Here is a 14290-nt window from a genome sequence, read left to right on the forward strand (position 1 = left end):
TCCAGTCTCGTTGGACCGGGACAGCCGGGAAACCCGCAGAGTGTCAGGACCCTCGACGTCCCGTTAACGCTCTGCTGGGAGGCACCGGGCGAAGCCCGTCGATCGAGCAGGCTGTAACGGTGCGATCACCGGTATTGACATTCTGTCCGGATAGGATCACGGGTGATGCTGCCCACACTCGACGACGTCCTCCAGCTCGACGCGGTCCGCCGCGGCCAGCCGCACGTCGTCGCGGGCGCGGACCGTACCGGCAACCGGGTCCGCTGGGTGCACGTCGCCGAGGTCACCGACATCGCGCACCTGCTGCACGGCGGCGAGCTCGTCCTCACCACCGGGATCGCGCTGCCGGACGAGCCCGAACGCCTCCGCGCCTACATCAGCGACCTCGCGGAGGTCGGCGTCAGCGGGCTGATGATCGAGCTCGGCCGCCGGTACCTGTCCGTCCTGCCGCCCGCGCTGATCGCCGCCGCCGAAGACCACGGGCTGCCGGTGATCGTCCTCGCCCACGAGCCCGCGTTCGTGGACATCACCGAGTCGGTGCACGCCCGCATCGTGCAGGACCAGTTCGCCGAGCTGCGCGCGTCCGAGCAGCTCCACGAGATATTCACGCAGCTGTCGGTGGAGGGCGCGTCGACGGACGAGGTCGTCCGGCAGGTCGCGTCGCTGGGCGGGCATCCGGTCGTGCTGGAGAACCTCGCCCACCAGGTCCTCGCGGCGGACGCGAACGGGGCCGACCCGTCCGAGCTGCTGTCGGCGTGGGAGACGCGCTCGCGCGCCGTCCGGCCGGGGCGCCGCACCGGCTACGACGTGACGTCCGGCTGGCTGGTCACCATGGTCGGCGCCCGCGGCGAGGACTGGGGCCGCCTGATCATCGACCTCGGCGCGCCGCCGTCGGCCCGCGACACCGTCCTGATCGAGCGGGCCGCCACGACCCTCGCCCTCGGCCGCCTCCTCGACCGGCACGCCGAGAGCGTCGAGCGGCAGGCACACGGGACGATCATCGCCCGCATCCTCGCGCACGCCTACTCCGACCCGCAGGAGGCCGCCGCGCGGGCCCGCGCGCTCGGCGTCCCGCTGTCGGGCCGCCGGCTGCTCGGCGTGGTGCTCCGCCACCGCGGCCCGAAGTCCGCGGCGCCGCCGGTCGGGGAGCTGTCCGCGCTGGCCGAGACGGCCGCCGCCGCCTGCAAGGACGCCCGGCTCGCCGCGCTCGTCGGCGTCCTGGACGAGGGCGGCCCGCACGCCCGCGTCGGCGTCCTCGCCTCGCTGCCCGCCCGCGCCGACGTGGAGACGGCGCTCACCGAGGTCGCCACCCGCATCCGCAAGCAGTCCGGCGACACCGTGATGGCGGCCGGGTCGGTCGTCGAGACGATCCGCGACGTCCGCCGCTCGTTCCTGGAGGCCGAGCAGGTCGCCGACGTCGCCTCCCGCGCGGCCGGGGCGCGCCTCTTCTACCGCCTCCCCGACCTGCGGCTGCGCGGCCTCCTGCATCTCCTCCGCGACGACGCCCGCGTCCAGACCTTCGTCGAGCGCGAGCTGGGCCCGCTGCTGGAGTACGACGCCCAGCGCGGCAGCGACCTCACCCGGATGCTGGAGCTGTATCTCGAATCGGGCCGCAACAAGGCCGTCGCCGCCCAGCAGGCGCACCTGTCGCGTCCCGCCTTCTACGAGCGGCTCCGCCGGATCGAGCGCGTGCTGGACGCCGATCTCGACGACGTGGAGTCCTGCGTCTCCTTCCACGTCGCCCTCCTGGCGCTGAGCTCCGTCCGCTGGGAACGTTCCTGACCCGGCGCCGTCCGGCGAAGACGGCCCGCGACGGCGGCCCGCGCGTCTACGCTGCGGTGCATGACGGACGCGGCGCTGCATGTGCATCGGTATGGGGATACAGCGGGCGATCCGGTCGTTCTGCTGCACGGCGTCACGGGCCATGGGGGACGCTGGCGCCGAACGGCCGAGCGGTACCTGGCGGACCGGCCCGTCCTCGCGCCCGACCTGCGCGGGCACGGGAACTCGCCGCACGAGCCGCCGTGGACGGTCGAGCAGCACGTCGCCGACCTCCTGGCCATGTTCGACCTGGAGGGCGTCGAGCGGGCCGACCTCGTCGGGCACTCCTACGGCGGGATGATCGCGTTGCACCTGGCGCGGGCGGCGCCGCGGCGGGTGCGGCGGCTCGTCCTGCTCGACCCGGCGATCGGGCTCGACCCCGCCAAGGCGGCCAGGGAGGCGCGCGGGTACATGGCGCCGGTGTCGTGGGGCGACATCCCGGAGGCTCGCGCCGCCCTCGCGGCGCGCTGGTCCGAGGCGCCGGACCAGGCCGTGGACGACGAGATCGCCGCGCACCTCCAGCACTGCCCGGACGGGCGCCTGCGCTGGCGCTACGAACCGGCCGCGATCGTCGTCGCGTACTCGGAGATGGCGCGGCCGCACGTCCCGCCGCCGGTGGGCCTCCCCACCCACCTGGTGATCGCGACGCGGGCCGACCTGGTGCGGCCCGAGTTCGTGGTCGACTGCCGCACCGCGCTCGGCCCGGGCCTCGCGATCAGCGAGATCGAGGCCGGGCACATGCTCTACGTCGACCGCCTGGACGAGACGGGCGCGCTGCTCAGCGGGTGGCTCGCCGGAACCGCCGCCGGCCGGTGAACGGCGGCAGGGTCAGCGGGGTGTGCAGCCCCGGGTGGGCCTCGGCCACCGCGGGGAGGGCGTTGACCAGGCGCAGCGCGGTCGCGACCGTCCCGGGGACGGCCGGGTCGGCGGCGCCGGGGCTCGCGACGTCCAGCCGCCACGGCGGCTCCCCGGCGATCTCGACGCGGTAGCCGCCGGGTTCGCCGAACGGCGGCGCGGGCCAGTGCGGCGCGAGGTCCTCGCGCAGCCGGGCGACGTGCTCGACGCTGATCACGGGACGCCCGCGGAGCATCCCCGACACCTGGAACCGCAGGGCCGCGGTCGTGCCCTTGGCGATCCGCCCGGCGCGGACGTCGAACGGCTCGGGCGCGGGGCACAGCTCGTGGGTCTCCGCGAAGTCGTCCAGGGGCAGGGCGAGCTGATCGGCGATGAGCCGGATCATCGGCCCCCACATCCGCGTCGGCGCGCCCGGCCGCACGACCGGCGGCCGGTGCCCGATCGGCCCGCCGAAGCCGAGTTCGCGAACCTCGTCCCTCCGCGCGTAGCACATGACCTCGGTGATCTTGATGGCGTCCAGATGAAGGCTCGCGCCGCTGAGCAGCAGCGACAGCATGTCGGCCATGGGCCCGGGACCGGCGACGAGGCAGGCGGCACCGCCGGTGGCGCACGCCGCCCGCAGCCGCCGCACCACCGCCTGATCGGCGGACGCCGGATGGATCATCGGGGTCAGGGCGTCCGTCACCACCCCGGCGCCGGACTCCAGGATGCGGCACAGATCGTCCACGACCCGCCGATCCGAACCACCGGCCGTGTAGCTGATCACGTGCGGCCTGAGAGCGAGCAGCGGGCCGGGGTCCGCGGCGGCGAGCACGCCGGTGCGGCGGCCGGTCCCGGCCAGCTCGGCGGCGTCCAGCCCCTCCTCGCGATGATCGCCGACCACCACCCCGGCGAGTTCGAGATCCGGATGCTCGATGATCGCCCGCAGTGCCCGCCTGCCGCGATGCCCGGCGGACCAATGGCCGACAAGATACGACATACCACCTCATTTTCGACCAAGCGTTTGGTCAAGCGCGCGCATTGTAAGCAGGGCGTTCCCGCCAGGACGACCCCCGCGCGGGACGTACATCGGTGCACGGACGGGCACAACCATCTGGTGACACTTCGCACAGGGCCGCGCACGTTCGGGGTGGAGGAGGAGCTGCTCCTCGTCGATCCCGCGACCGGCGTGCCGCAGGCGGTCTCCGGTTCCGTCATCCGGTACGCCCAGCGCCACGACGAGCTGTTCCTCACCGGCGGGCGGCGCTCGAAGACGCTGGAGACCGAGCTGCAGCGCGAGCAACTGGAGACCGCGACCCCCGTCTGCACGTCGCTCGCCGAGATCTCCGAGCACGTCAGGTCGGCGCGGCTGGCGGCGGCGCAGTCGGCCGCCGGGGTCGGCGTCTCGGTCGCGGCGCTCGCGACGTCACCGGTCGCCGTCCGCCCGTCGCTGACGCCGTCGCACCGCTACCAGCGGATGCTGGTCGCCTACGGGCCCGCCATGGACGACCAGCTGACCTGTGGCTGCCACGTCCACGTCGGCATCGAGTCCCCGGACGAGGGCGTCGCCGTCCTCGACCGGATCCGGCCGTGGCTGCCGCCGCTGCTGGCGCTCAGCGCGAACTCGCCGTTCTGGCAGGGCACCGACACCGGCTACGACAGCTGGCGGCACCAGGTGTGGGGGCGGTGGCCGTCCAGCGGCCCGACGGAGCTGTTCGGCTCGGCCAAGGCGTACCGGACGACGGTCGAGGCCCTGCTCGCCACCGGCGCCCTCCTCGACGAGGGCATGATCTACTTCGACGCGCGCCTGTCGCGGCACTACCCGACCGTGGAGATCCGCGTCCCGGACGTGTGCCTGAACGCCGACGACGCCGTGCTGATGGCCGCCCTCGTCCGCGCGCTGGTGGACACGGCCGCCGAGGCCTGGCGCGACGGCGACCCGCCCGATCCGGTACGGGCCGACCTGATGCGGCTGGCGATGTGGCGCGCCGGACGGTCCGGGCTGCGGGACGAGCTCGTCCACCCGTCCACCCGCTGCGCCGCCCCCGCCCGGCAGGTCATCGGCGCGCTCCTCGACCACCTGACCCCGGCCCTGGACCGCTCAGGCGACCTCGACACGGTAAGGAGGATGCTGGACGCCGTCCTAGAACGAGGCAACGGCGCCCAGTACCAGCGCGCCATCTACTCTCGCACCCGCGACGTGAAGTCCGTGGTGGCAGCCGCCGTCCACCACACCATCACCGTCTGAGCGCTGCCAGAATCCCCCCATGCACCTGGACGACACCGCCCTGGAACGCTCACCGGTGGTCGCCAATAACCTCATGAACCGCGAGCGCACGCTGCCCGCCTACACCCGCGAGCTGGCATCGACGTCCTGGCCGAGGTAGGCCACGGCCGCTGGCTGGACCTATGCTGCGGCACCGCCCGCGCCCTGGCCGAGGCCACCGCGGAGCTCCCCGCCGAGGCCGAGATAACAGGCGTCGACCTGGTAGACCACTTCGTCCCCGGGACGCCCCCACCCCGGTTGCGGCTGATCACCGCCTCGGTCACAGCGTGGGAGCCGGACGCCCCGTCCGACCTGATCACCTGCGTGCACGGCCTGCACTACATCGGCGACAAGCTCGGCCTCCTCACCCGCGCCGCCTCCTGGCTGACCGGGACCGGCCTCCTCATCGCCAACTTCGACGCAAGAAGCATCCGTCTCCCCGACGGCGCCCCAGCGGGCCGCCGCCTCACAACAGCCCTGCGCGAAGCGGGCTTCACCTACGACCCCCGCCGCCACCGCATCTCCCTACGCGGCCACCGAGAGATAGAACTGCCCTACCACTATCTAGGCGCCGACGACGGAGCCGGCCCGCACTACACAGGCCAGCCCGCCGTCAACAGCATCTACACCTACACCCGTTAAGCCCGGGCCCCTGGGTTACACAGCCTTCCTTCGCTGGAAGGGGAGGTAGTGGTCGGCGCGGCGGTGGCGGGCGAGGAGGCCGGTGGACTCGACGGCGAGGATGCGGTCGAAGCGGAAGGCGCGGACGCCGCGGCGCATGCGGCACCAGCCGACGAGGTACCAGTGGTCGCGGTGGACGAGGCAGGTGACGGGCTCGACCTCGCGGATCGTGACGTTGGCGCCGGCGTCGCCGTAGCAGAGCCGGACGACGCGGTGCTCGGTGATGGCGGCGGCGATCACGCGGGCGCGGTCGGAGGTCGAGCCGTCGAGGGGACGGGTGAGGGTGGCGAGCGTGGTGGTGACCACGTCGTCGTGGGGGGCGGCGTCGAGCAGGGTGTGCAGGGCGCGGCGCGCGGTGGTGGCCTGCGGGCCGGCGCCGAGGTGCGCGAGGGAGAGCGCGAGGGCGGCGATCTCCGCCGCGGTGAGCGGGGCGGTCGCGGTGGTGGCGGTCTGAGGGTGCGTCGCAACGTTCGCCATGGTTCGATCATACGTTCGAACACTGACATTTTGGAGAGCGGAGGACGCTCGGTTCGCGTCACGTGACACAGCTTCGGCGCCGCGGCCGACGATGATCGGGATCGCGGTTGAGAAGGCGACCTTCGATGGTGAAAACTTGGGCTCCAAAACGTGCTCTATGTGGGGGAATCGGGGCGAACATGGGCCGACCGTGGACCGGCGTTGAGTGACGCGCGGGTGGGCCGGCCCCCGATGAGCCGAGACGAGGCGGACCGGGCGCTTGAGCGGCTCCGCGACGAGCGGGAGCGCATCAGCGCGGCCCTGCTCGAACTGGAGGCCCATCAGGGCTACCAGCTGCTGGAAGGAGCGGCGCTCGACGGGGAGACGCGGCGCGTGCAGTCCGAGGTGCGGGCGGGGCTGGCCTCGCTGTGGGCCCTGTTCGACGTGTACGGGCGCACGCTCGGCGCCGCCGAGGATCTGCGGGCCCGCCATGCCAAGCCGGGGCAGGCGCAGCTCAAGGAGCTCACCTGGCTGCTCACGGGCCCGTCGGTGGAGCTGCCCGCCGAGGAGGTGCCGCTGGAGCGGCGGACGCTGCTGTCCGTCCCGTCCGGCGAGAAGCTGACCCTGCGGGCCGCGGTGGAGCGGATGACGCCGCTGTACGAGGAGGCCGCGCGGGCGGTCGCGGCGCTGGACGCCGTCTGGTCCGCGCTGCTGTCGCGGCTCGCCGAGGTGGAGGCGGAGCGGCGTTCGGCGGAGGAGCTGCTGGAGTCCCTGGGCGGGACGGAGCCGGAGCTCGACCGGCTCCGCGCCGACCTCGCCGCCGTCGCCGCGGTGGTGCGGAGCGACCCGATGGCGCTGGCGCGCGACGGCCGCGCCGACACCGGGCGGCTGGACGCGCTGCGGGCGGGGCTCGCGGAGGTGCGCCGCGGCCTGGAGGAGGCGGAGCGGCTGCGGGACGGGTTCGCCGATCGGGTCCGCGCCGTCGCCGCCGTCCTGGACCGGCTGCGCGAGACGGAGGCGGAGGCCCGCCGGGTCCGCGACGAGGTCCTCGCCAAGATCGTCAACCCGGCGCTGCCCGAGGTGCCCGAGCTGTCCGCCGCGCTGGCCGACCGGCTCGCCGCGGTCGCCCGTCCGGCGCAGGGCGACGGCTGGAGCGATCTCGCGCAGCGGGTCGCCGGCCTGGAGCGGGCGGCGAACGACGCGCTGGACCGGACGCGGGAGGCCGCCGGCGTGATCCGCGGCCTGCTGGACCGGCGCGAGGAACTCCGGGGACGGCTGGAGGGGTACCGCGTGAAGGCTGCGAGACTCGGCCACGCCGAGGACACCGAGCTGATCCAGATCTACGAGCAGGCCCGCGAACTGCTGTGGACCTCCCCCTGCGATCTGCGAAAGGCGACCGTGACTCTGTCGGGATACCAGCAGGCCATCAACGCGCGGGCGAAGGGAGTGGAGCGTTGACTTCTTCCCCAGGGCTGAAGCCGGGGGATTCCGACCCTCGCGGGTCGGGTTTCCTGCTTCGCCGCCAGTCGCCCGCCGGACTCACGCCCATGAGGTCTTACACCGGCTCCACAGGCGTTTCACCTCTCGGCCAGCCCGGCCGCGAGGATGTTGCGGGCCGCGTTCACATCCCGGTCGTGCACCGCGCCACACGAGCACTCCCACGACCGGACGCCCAGCGGCATCGCGTCCTGCCGGGCCCCGCACCCGCTGCACAGCTTCGAGCTGGGAAACCACCGGTCGACCACCACAAGCTCACGGCCGTACCAGCCGGTCTTGTACTCCAGCATGCCGCGCATCTGGCGCCAGGCGGCGTCGGAGATCGCGCGAGCGAGCGAACGGTTGCCGAGCATGGTGCGGATGGTGAGGTCCTCGATCACGACCGTTTGGTTCTCACGGACGAGCCGAGTGGTGAGCTTGTGCAGGAAGTCCCGCCTGCGGTCGGCGATCCGGGCATGGATCCGCGCCACGCGCTGCCGGGCCTTGTCCCGGTTCTTCGACCCATTCTCCTTGCGGGACAGCGCCTGCTGGGCTTTGGCCAGCCTGCGCCGGTCACGCCGCTCGTGCCGCGGGTTGGTGATCTTCTCCCCTGTGGACCGGGCCACCAGGGACGTGATCCCGGCGTCCACGCCTACGGTCGGCAAGGTCGGAGGCAGCGGGCTGATCGTCTCCTGCACCAGGATGGACACGAACCAGCGTCCCGCAGTGTCCCGGCTGACGGTGACGGTGGACGGCTGCGCGCCTTGGGGCAGCGGACGCGACCAGCGAATGTCCAGGGGCTCGTCCATTTTGGCCAGGGTCAGTGTCCCGTCCCGCCAGCGGAACGCCGACCGGGTGTATTCGGCCGACGCCCGCGATCTCTTGCGGGACTTGAACGTCGGGTGCCCGGCGCGCTTGGCGAAGAAGTTGGCGAACCCCGCTTGCAGGTGCCGCAGGGCCTGCTGCAACGGGACCGAGGACACCTCGCTCAGGAACGCCGGCTCCGGGGTCTTCTTCCACGCGGTCAGCATCGCGGAGGTCTGCGCGTAGGTGATCGTGCGGCCGTCGGCGGCGTAGGCGCGAGAGCGTTCGGCCAGGGCCTTGTTGTAGACCAGGCGCACGCAGCCGAACGTTCGGGCGAACTCTGCGGCCTGCTCGGGGGTCGGATAGATGCGGTACTTGTAGGCCCGCTTCACCGACTGCCCCATGTCACACATCATACCCGGACAGTGACCAAGAGTCGCACATACGTTCGCATTTCCGCGGCACCGTGCCGCGTTTCCTCCTCACGCCTGACGGCGGGGGTCTCCACGCTTCAAGGAGAACGATGAGCCAGTGCACGGAGCCGGGCTGTACCGGGACCATTGACGGCGGGTACTGCCTCCAGTGCGGCGTGGCCGCGCCGTCCGGGCCGCCGCCCGCCTCGCCGCCCTCGCCGAACGGGTGCACGCAGCCCGGATGCGGCGGGACGATCTCGGACGGCTACTGCGACGTCTGCGGCAATCCCCCGGCGAGCGCCGCCGGTGTGCCCGCGCCGCGGATGCCGGTCGCGCTGCCGCCCGACGCGTGCCGGATGCCGAACTGCACCGGGACGATCATGGACGGCTACTGCGACGTGTGCGGCTCCCCGCCCGCCCACACGACGCTCACCGCGCGGGCGGGGACGTCCGGCAGGACGAGCACGGGCGGCACCTCCGGAACCACGCGGACGGGCAGCACCCGCACCGGGTCGGCGCGGTCGTCGGCCCGCCGGGGCATGCTCGGCGCGGGGCTGGTCGAGGTGCCGCGCGTCCCGTACCGGGACCCGTCCACCGCCGTGATGAGCGACCCGCAGGTCGCGGAGGGCAAGCGCTTCTGCAGCAACTGCGACCACCCGGTCGGCCGGGGACGCGGCGGGCAGCCGGGCCGCACCGAGGGTTTCTGCCCGAAGTGCGGGACCAAGTTCTCGTTCACGCCGAAGCTCCGTCCGGGCGATCTCCTCGGCGGGCAGTACGACGTGCTCGGCTGCCTCGCGCACGGCGGTCTCGGCTGGATCTACCTGGCCAAGGACCGCAACGTCAGCGACCGGTGGGTGGTGCTCAAGGGCCTGCTGGACAGCGGCGACGCCGACGCCATGGCGGCGGCCGCGGCGGAGCGCGCGTTCCTCGCCGAGGTCGAGCACCCCAACATCGTCAAGATCTACAACTTCGTCCAGCACGACGGCGACGGCTACATCGTCATGGAGTACGTCGGCGGCCAGTCGCTCAAGGACATCCTGCTCCAGCAGCCGCAGCCCTCGGGCGAGAAGCACCTGCCGCTGGCGCAGGCCATCGCGTACGGGCTGGAGGTGCTGCGCGCGTTCGAGTACCTGCACGCGCAGGGCCTGGTCTACTGCGACTTCAAGCCGGACAACGTGATCCAGTCCGAGGAGCAGCTCCGGCTGATCGACCTCGGCGGCGTCCGGCGGCTGGACGATCCCGGCGGCGCGATCTACGGCACGGTCGGCTACCAGGCGCCGGAGATCGCCGACGCCGGGCCGTCCGTCTCGTCCGACCTGTACACGGTCGGGCGGGCGCTGGCCGTGCTGAGCTTCCCGTTCCGCGGCTTCACCAGGACGTTCACGCACTCGCTGCCGGAGCGCTCGCAGGTCCCGGTGCTGCAGCGGTTCGAGTCGTTCGACCGGTTCCTGCGCCGGGCGACGCACGACGATCCGGCGGAGCGGTTCCAGGACGCGGCGGAGATGGCCGAGCAGCTCACCGGCGTGCTGCGCGAGGTGCTGGCCGCCGAGGACGGCGTGCCGCGTCCGGCCCCGTCCGGACTGTTCGGTCCCGAGCGGTTCGCGACGCGGATGGCGGGCGGCGAGTCGGAGGAGTCGGCGCTGCCGCCGGTCCCGCCGGCGGTGGCCGCGGCGGCGCTGCCCGTTCCGCTGGTGGACGGGTCCGACCCGGCCTCCGCGTTCGTCTCGGGCCTCACAGCGCTGGAGCCCGAGCAGGTCGTGGAGGCGGCGAAGAACGCGCCCGAGCGCACGGTCGAGGTGCGGCTCGCGCTCGCCCGCGTGCACATCGAGCTGGGCGCGGCGACCGAGGCGCAGGCGCTGCTGGACGAGCTGGACGCCGAACGTCCCGGCGACTGGCGGGTCGACTGGTACCGCGCCGTCGGGCTCCTCGCGCAGGGCCGGGTCGCCGAGGCCGAGCCCTGGTTCGACCGCCTGTACGGGCTGCTGCCGGGCGAGGCCGCGCCCAAGCTGGCCCTCGCCTACTGCCGTGAGCGGACGGCGCCGCACGAGGCCGTCCGCCTGTACGAGACGGTGTGGCGCACCGACCAGAGCTACATCAACGCCGCGTTCGGCCTCGCCCGCGTCCATCTGGCGGCGGGCGACCGGGCCGCCGCCGTCGCCGCGCTGGACTCGGTGCCGAAGATATCGATCCGGTACCTGCCCGCGCAGGTGGCGGCGGTCGCGACGGCGGTGCGCGGGCGGGCGCCCGCGGAGCTCTCGGCGGCCGAGCTGGTCGCGGCCGGTGACCGCCTCACCGCCCTCGACCTGGACGGGGAGCGCCGCGACCGCCTCGCCGCCGAGGTGCTGGAGGCCGCGCTCGACTGGCTCCTCGACGGGCCGGGCGCGGCGGGCGGGACGCGGGGCGGGTCCGTCCTCGGCACCCCGCTCGCGGAGCCGCAGCTGCGCCGCCTGCTGGAGCGGACCTACCGCGAGCTGGCGCGGCGCACCCGGGACCGGGACGAGTGCCGGCGGCTCGTCGACTCCGCCAACGCCGTCCGCCCGAGGACGCTGCTGTGACCGGCGACCAGCACGCGGCGAAGGCCGCGGAGCCGTCCTGCCCGGTGTGCGGCGAGATCGTCTACCCGGGCGAGGTCTTCTGCGAGGAGTGCGGGCACCGCCTCGCCGACGCCCCGCCCGCCGAGGCCACCGCTGCGGGGCGTCCGGACGCGACGATCGGGCAGCCCGCGGCCTCCTCGCCGCCCGAGCCCGGCCCGGCGCCCGCGGGCCCGTGCGCGGGGTGCGCCGGGACGGCGATCGACGCGGACGGCTACTGCGAGTCCTGCGGCCTGCGCCAGCCCGCCGAGCGCGACCACGTCGAGATCGAGATCCCCGCGACCGGGGCGGGGGCCGGCGTCCACAACGGGACGCGGCCGGTGATGGCGGCGGGGGCGAGCGACCGCGGGCGGCGCTACAGCCGCAACGAGGACGCGCTCGCCATCGCCGCCCACTCCGCCGGGATCGCGGCCGTGGTGTCGGACGGCGTCGGCTCCTCGCAGCGTCCCGAGGACGCGTCCCGCACCGCCGCCGAGACGGGCGCCGCGGAGCTGGTCGCGCTCCTCGACGCAGGTGAGGACCCGGAGGCCGCCACCCGCGCCGCCGCCCTCAGGGCCGCCGCGGCCGTCGCCGCGCTGGCCACGTCGCCGACGGACGCGCCGTCGTGCACCTACGTGTCCGCGGTGACGCGCGGCACGGGGATCACGGTCGGGTGGATCGGCGACAGCCGCGCCTACTGGCTGTCCGCGGACGGCTCCGTCGAGTCCGGCGAGGGCGAAGCGGCAGGCGAGGGCGAAGGCGAGGGCCAAGGCGGCACCCCCGACCCGGCGCTCCCGGACGAGGAGGTCAGCACCGGCGACATGGCCGAGCTCGGCCCGTCCCGCAGGCTCACCGAGGACGACTCGTGGGCCGCGTTCATGGTCGCCGAGGGCTCGCTGACCGAGGCGGAGGCGGAGGCGCACCCGAACGCGCACGTCATCACGGCCTGGCTGGGCGCGGACGCCGGGGAGGTCGGCCCGCACGTCGCCTCGTTCCGCCCGGCGGGCCCCGGCACGCTGCTGGTGTGCAGCGACGGCCTGTGGAACTACTTCCCGGCGGCAGGAGACCTCGCGGCGCTCCTCACCGCCGGACCCGACGACCAGGCGCCCCCGGGCGGAGCCGCGCCCGGACCAGGCCACGACCCGTCCGCCGATCCGCTCGGCGTCGCGCGGGCGCTGGTCCGCCACGCCCTCGACGCGGGCGGCCGCGACAACATCACGGTCGCCGTCATCCCGCTTCCGTCCCCCGCCGCCGCCCCGCAGAGCCGCATCCACGAAGGCACGACGCAGAGCACGGAGCAGCCCCGATGAGCGAGCAGCCGCAATTCACCGTCAAGATCGACCAGAACAAGTTCCTGCCCGAGGGCGGCCGCGAGGTGCACGCCATCGTGTCCGTGGAGGCGACGGCGGCCGAGGGGGCCGCGGCGGCGGTCCCGCCGTCGACCAAAGCGTCCGAGGTCATCATCATCGACACCTCCGGGTCGATGTCCTATCCCGAGACGAAGCTGCGCGCGGCGGTCAAGGCGGCGAAGGTCGCGATCGACACGCTGCGCGACGGCGTCGAGTTCGCGGTGATCTCCGGCTCCAACACCGCGAAGATGGTGTTCCCGGCGCAGCCCGGCCTGGTCGCGGCTTCCCCGCAGAGCCGGGAGCAGGCCAAGGTGGCGCTGAACAAGCTGAAGGCGTCCGGCGGCACCGCGATCGGTTCCTGGCTGCGGCTCGCCGACGAGCTGTTCGACCAGGCGCAGGGCGGCCTCCGGCACGCGATCCTGCTGACCGACGGCAAGAACCAGCACGAGACGGCCGAGGAGCTCGACGCCGTCCTGTTCCGCTGCGACGGCCGGTTCGTGTGCGACTGCCGCGGCGTCGGCACCGACTGGGAGGTCGCCGAGCTGCGCAAGATCGCCTCCGCGCTGCTCGGCAGCGTCGACATCGTCGCCGACCCGGCCGGTCTGGAGGCCGACTTCCGGGCGATGACGGAGGCGGCGATGGGCAAGTCCGTCGCCGACGTCGCGCTGCGCGTGTGGACGCCGCAGACGGCGAGGCTCCGGTTCGTCAAGCAGGTCCTGCCGTCGGTGGAGGACCTCACCGGCAAGCGCGTCGAGTCGGCGCCGCAGGCCGGGGACTACCCGCTCGGCGCGTGGGGCGCGGAGAGCCGCGACTACCACATCTGCGTGGAGGTGCCGCCCGGCGAGGTCGGCAAGGAACTGCGCGCCGCGTGGGTGAAGCTCGTCGTCCCGGGCGCGCCCGGTGAGGAGGCGCAGGTCCTGGCAAGCGGGAACGTCCTGGCGCAGTGGACGGACGACGAGGCGCAGTCCACCAGGATCAACGCTCGGGTGGCGCACTACACCGGGCAGGCCGAGCTCGCCGCCGCCATCCAGGAGGGGCTGCAGGCCCGCAAGGAAGGCGACTTCGACACCGCGACCGCGCGGCTCGGCCGGGCCGTGGTGCTCGCGAACGAGGCCGGGAACGACGAGATCACCTCGATGCTGCGCCGCGTCGTGGACGTCGTCGACGAGGCGACCGGCACCGTCCGGCTGAAGCGCGACGTCGACAAGGCCCACGAGATGGAGCTCGACACCCGCTCCAGCAAGACCGTCCGGACGCGCAAGGACGAGACGGTCACCACCCGCCGGGGCGAGGGCTGAGCATGGCGAGCTGCCCCAACGGACACACCTCGCAGGCGTCCGACTACTGCGACGTCTGCGGCGAGCGCATCGAACCGTCGTCGCCCGCCTCCGCGTCCGGCGCCTCGGCGTCCGGCGGGGGCGCGTCCGGCCCGCTGGGCACGCAGGGCCTGCCGACCTCACCGGGCGGCGGACGAGGCCAGGGCGGCGGCCCGACGCCGTGCCCCGACTGCGGGACGCCCGGCAGCGACCGCTTCTGCGAGGCGTGCGGCTACGACTTCGCCACGGGCGGCGGCAAGCCGACACCGCGGACCGCCCCGGCGACCCCGTCCCAGCCCGCGCC

Annotated in this window: 10 protein-coding genes and 2 pseudogenes; 9 read left to right on the forward strand and 3 right to left on the reverse strand. The window is 73.9% G+C overall.

Features of this window, described 5'->3' with window-relative positions:
* Positions 1-165: 165 nt before the first annotated feature.
* Both E1264_RS17650 and E1264_RS17655 read left to right on the forward strand, forming a co-directional pair.
* The gene (locus E1264_RS17650; protein ID WP_132174789.1) at positions 166-1782 is read left to right on the forward strand and encodes a PucR family transcriptional regulator ligand-binding domain-containing protein; all 1617 of its coding nucleotides are present in this window, start codon (positions 166-168) and stop codon (positions 1780-1782) included.
* A 60-nt stretch (positions 1783-1842) separates the two neighbouring features.
* On the forward strand, positions 1843-2637 hold the full coding sequence (locus tag E1264_RS17655) for an alpha/beta hydrolase (protein WP_132174791.1): 795 nt from the start codon (positions 1843-1845) through the stop codon (positions 2635-2637).
* On the opposite strand, the gene E1264_RS17660 is transcribed toward E1264_RS17655, so the two are convergent.
* Positions 2600-3655 carry a dihydrodipicolinate reductase gene (locus E1264_RS17660; protein WP_132174793.1) on the reverse strand — a complete coding sequence of 352 codons (1056 nt, stop codon included), beginning with the start codon at positions 3653-3655 and terminating at the stop codon, positions 2600-2602. The two genes, E1264_RS17655 and E1264_RS17660, sit on opposite strands and share 38 nt — an antisense overlap.
* Before the next feature lie 117 nt (positions 3656-3772).
* Between E1264_RS17660 and E1264_RS17665 the strand changes: the two genes are divergently transcribed.
* Positions 3773-4903, forward strand: a complete 1131-nt coding sequence (locus tag E1264_RS17665; protein WP_243710994.1) for a glutamate--cysteine ligase — start codon at positions 3773-3775, stop codon at positions 4901-4903.
* A 183-nt stretch (positions 4904-5086) separates the two neighbouring features.
* Complete coding sequence (locus tag E1264_RS17670) at positions 5087-5563, forward strand: class I SAM-dependent methyltransferase (protein ID WP_243710995.1); 477 nt, start codon at positions 5087-5089, stop codon at positions 5561-5563.
* Between the two features lie 15 nt (positions 5564-5578).
* Here the strand turns inward: E1264_RS17670 and E1264_RS17675 are convergent, their stop codons facing one another.
* Entirely contained in the window at positions 5579-6079 is a 501-nt protein-coding gene (locus E1264_RS17675) for a WYL domain-containing protein (protein WP_132174797.1), read from the reverse strand.
* 231 nt (positions 6080-6310) lie between these two features.
* Here E1264_RS17675 and E1264_RS17680 point away from each other — a divergent pair, with 231 nt between their 5' ends.
* On the forward strand, positions 6311-7516 hold the full coding sequence (locus E1264_RS17680; RefSeq protein WP_132174799.1) for a hypothetical protein: 1206 nt from the start codon (positions 6311-6313) through the stop codon (positions 7514-7516).
* A gap of 17 nt (positions 7517-7533) precedes the next feature.
* On the opposite strand, the pseudogene E1264_RS17685 reads toward E1264_RS17680, so the two are convergent.
* Positions 7534-8742, reverse strand: a pseudogene (locus tag E1264_RS17685) (RNA-guided endonuclease TnpB family protein); the annotation flags it as partial.
* A 119-nt stretch (positions 8743-8861) separates the two neighbouring features.
* Between E1264_RS17685 and E1264_RS17690 the strand changes: the two are divergent.
* The 4 genes and pseudogenes from E1264_RS17690 to E1264_RS17705 all read left to right on the forward strand — a co-directional run.
* The gene (locus E1264_RS17690; RefSeq protein WP_132174803.1) at positions 8862-11306 is read left to right on the forward strand and encodes a serine/threonine-protein kinase; all 2445 of its coding nucleotides are present in this window, start codon (positions 8862-8864) and stop codon (positions 11304-11306) included.
* Complete coding sequence (locus tag E1264_RS17695; protein ID WP_207935985.1) at positions 11303-12631, forward strand: protein phosphatase 2C domain-containing protein; 1329 nt, start codon at positions 11303-11305, stop codon at positions 12629-12631. Before E1264_RS17690 ends, E1264_RS17695 begins: the two co-directional genes overlap by 4 nt.
* Positions 12628-13968, forward strand: coding sequence for a VWA domain-containing protein (locus E1264_RS17700; protein ID WP_132174805.1), 1341 nt, complete (start codon positions 12628-12630; stop codon positions 13966-13968). Before E1264_RS17695 ends, E1264_RS17700 begins: the two co-directional genes overlap by 4 nt.
* A gap of 2 nt (positions 13969-13970) precedes the next feature.
* A pseudogene (locus E1264_RS17705) lies at positions 13971-14290 on the forward strand (hypothetical protein); the annotation flags it as partial.

Origin of the sequence: Actinomadura sp. KC216 (assembly GCF_004348535.1) — a bacterium.
Taxonomy (GTDB): domain Bacteria; phylum Actinomycetota; class Actinomycetes; order Streptosporangiales; family Streptosporangiaceae; genus Spirillospora.

Excerpts from the sequence above, each read along its gene's own strand:
- E1264_RS17650 (WP_132174789.1), top strand. The coding sequence starts at position 166 with ATGCTGCCCACACTCGACGACGTCCTCCAGCTCGACGCGGTCCGCCGC.
- E1264_RS17655 (WP_132174791.1), top strand. The coding sequence starts at position 1,843 with ATGACGGACGCGGCGCTGCATGTGCATCGGTATGGGGATACAGCGGGC.
- E1264_RS17660 (WP_132174793.1), bottom strand. The coding sequence starts at position 3,655 with ATGTCGTATCTTGTCGGCCATTGGTCCGCCGGGCATCGCGGCAGGCGG.
- E1264_RS17675 (WP_132174797.1), bottom strand. The coding sequence starts at position 6,079 with ATGGCGAACGTTGCGACGCACCCTCAGACCGCCACCACCGCGACCGCC.
- E1264_RS17680 (WP_132174799.1), top strand. The coding sequence starts at position 6,311 with ATGAGCCGAGACGAGGCGGACCGGGCGCTTGAGCGGCTCCGCGACGAG.
- E1264_RS17690 (WP_132174803.1), top strand. The coding sequence starts at position 8,862 with ATGAGCCAGTGCACGGAGCCGGGCTGTACCGGGACCATTGACGGCGGG.
- E1264_RS17700 (WP_132174805.1), top strand. The coding sequence starts at position 12,628 with ATGAGCGAGCAGCCGCAATTCACCGTCAAGATCGACCAGAACAAGTTC.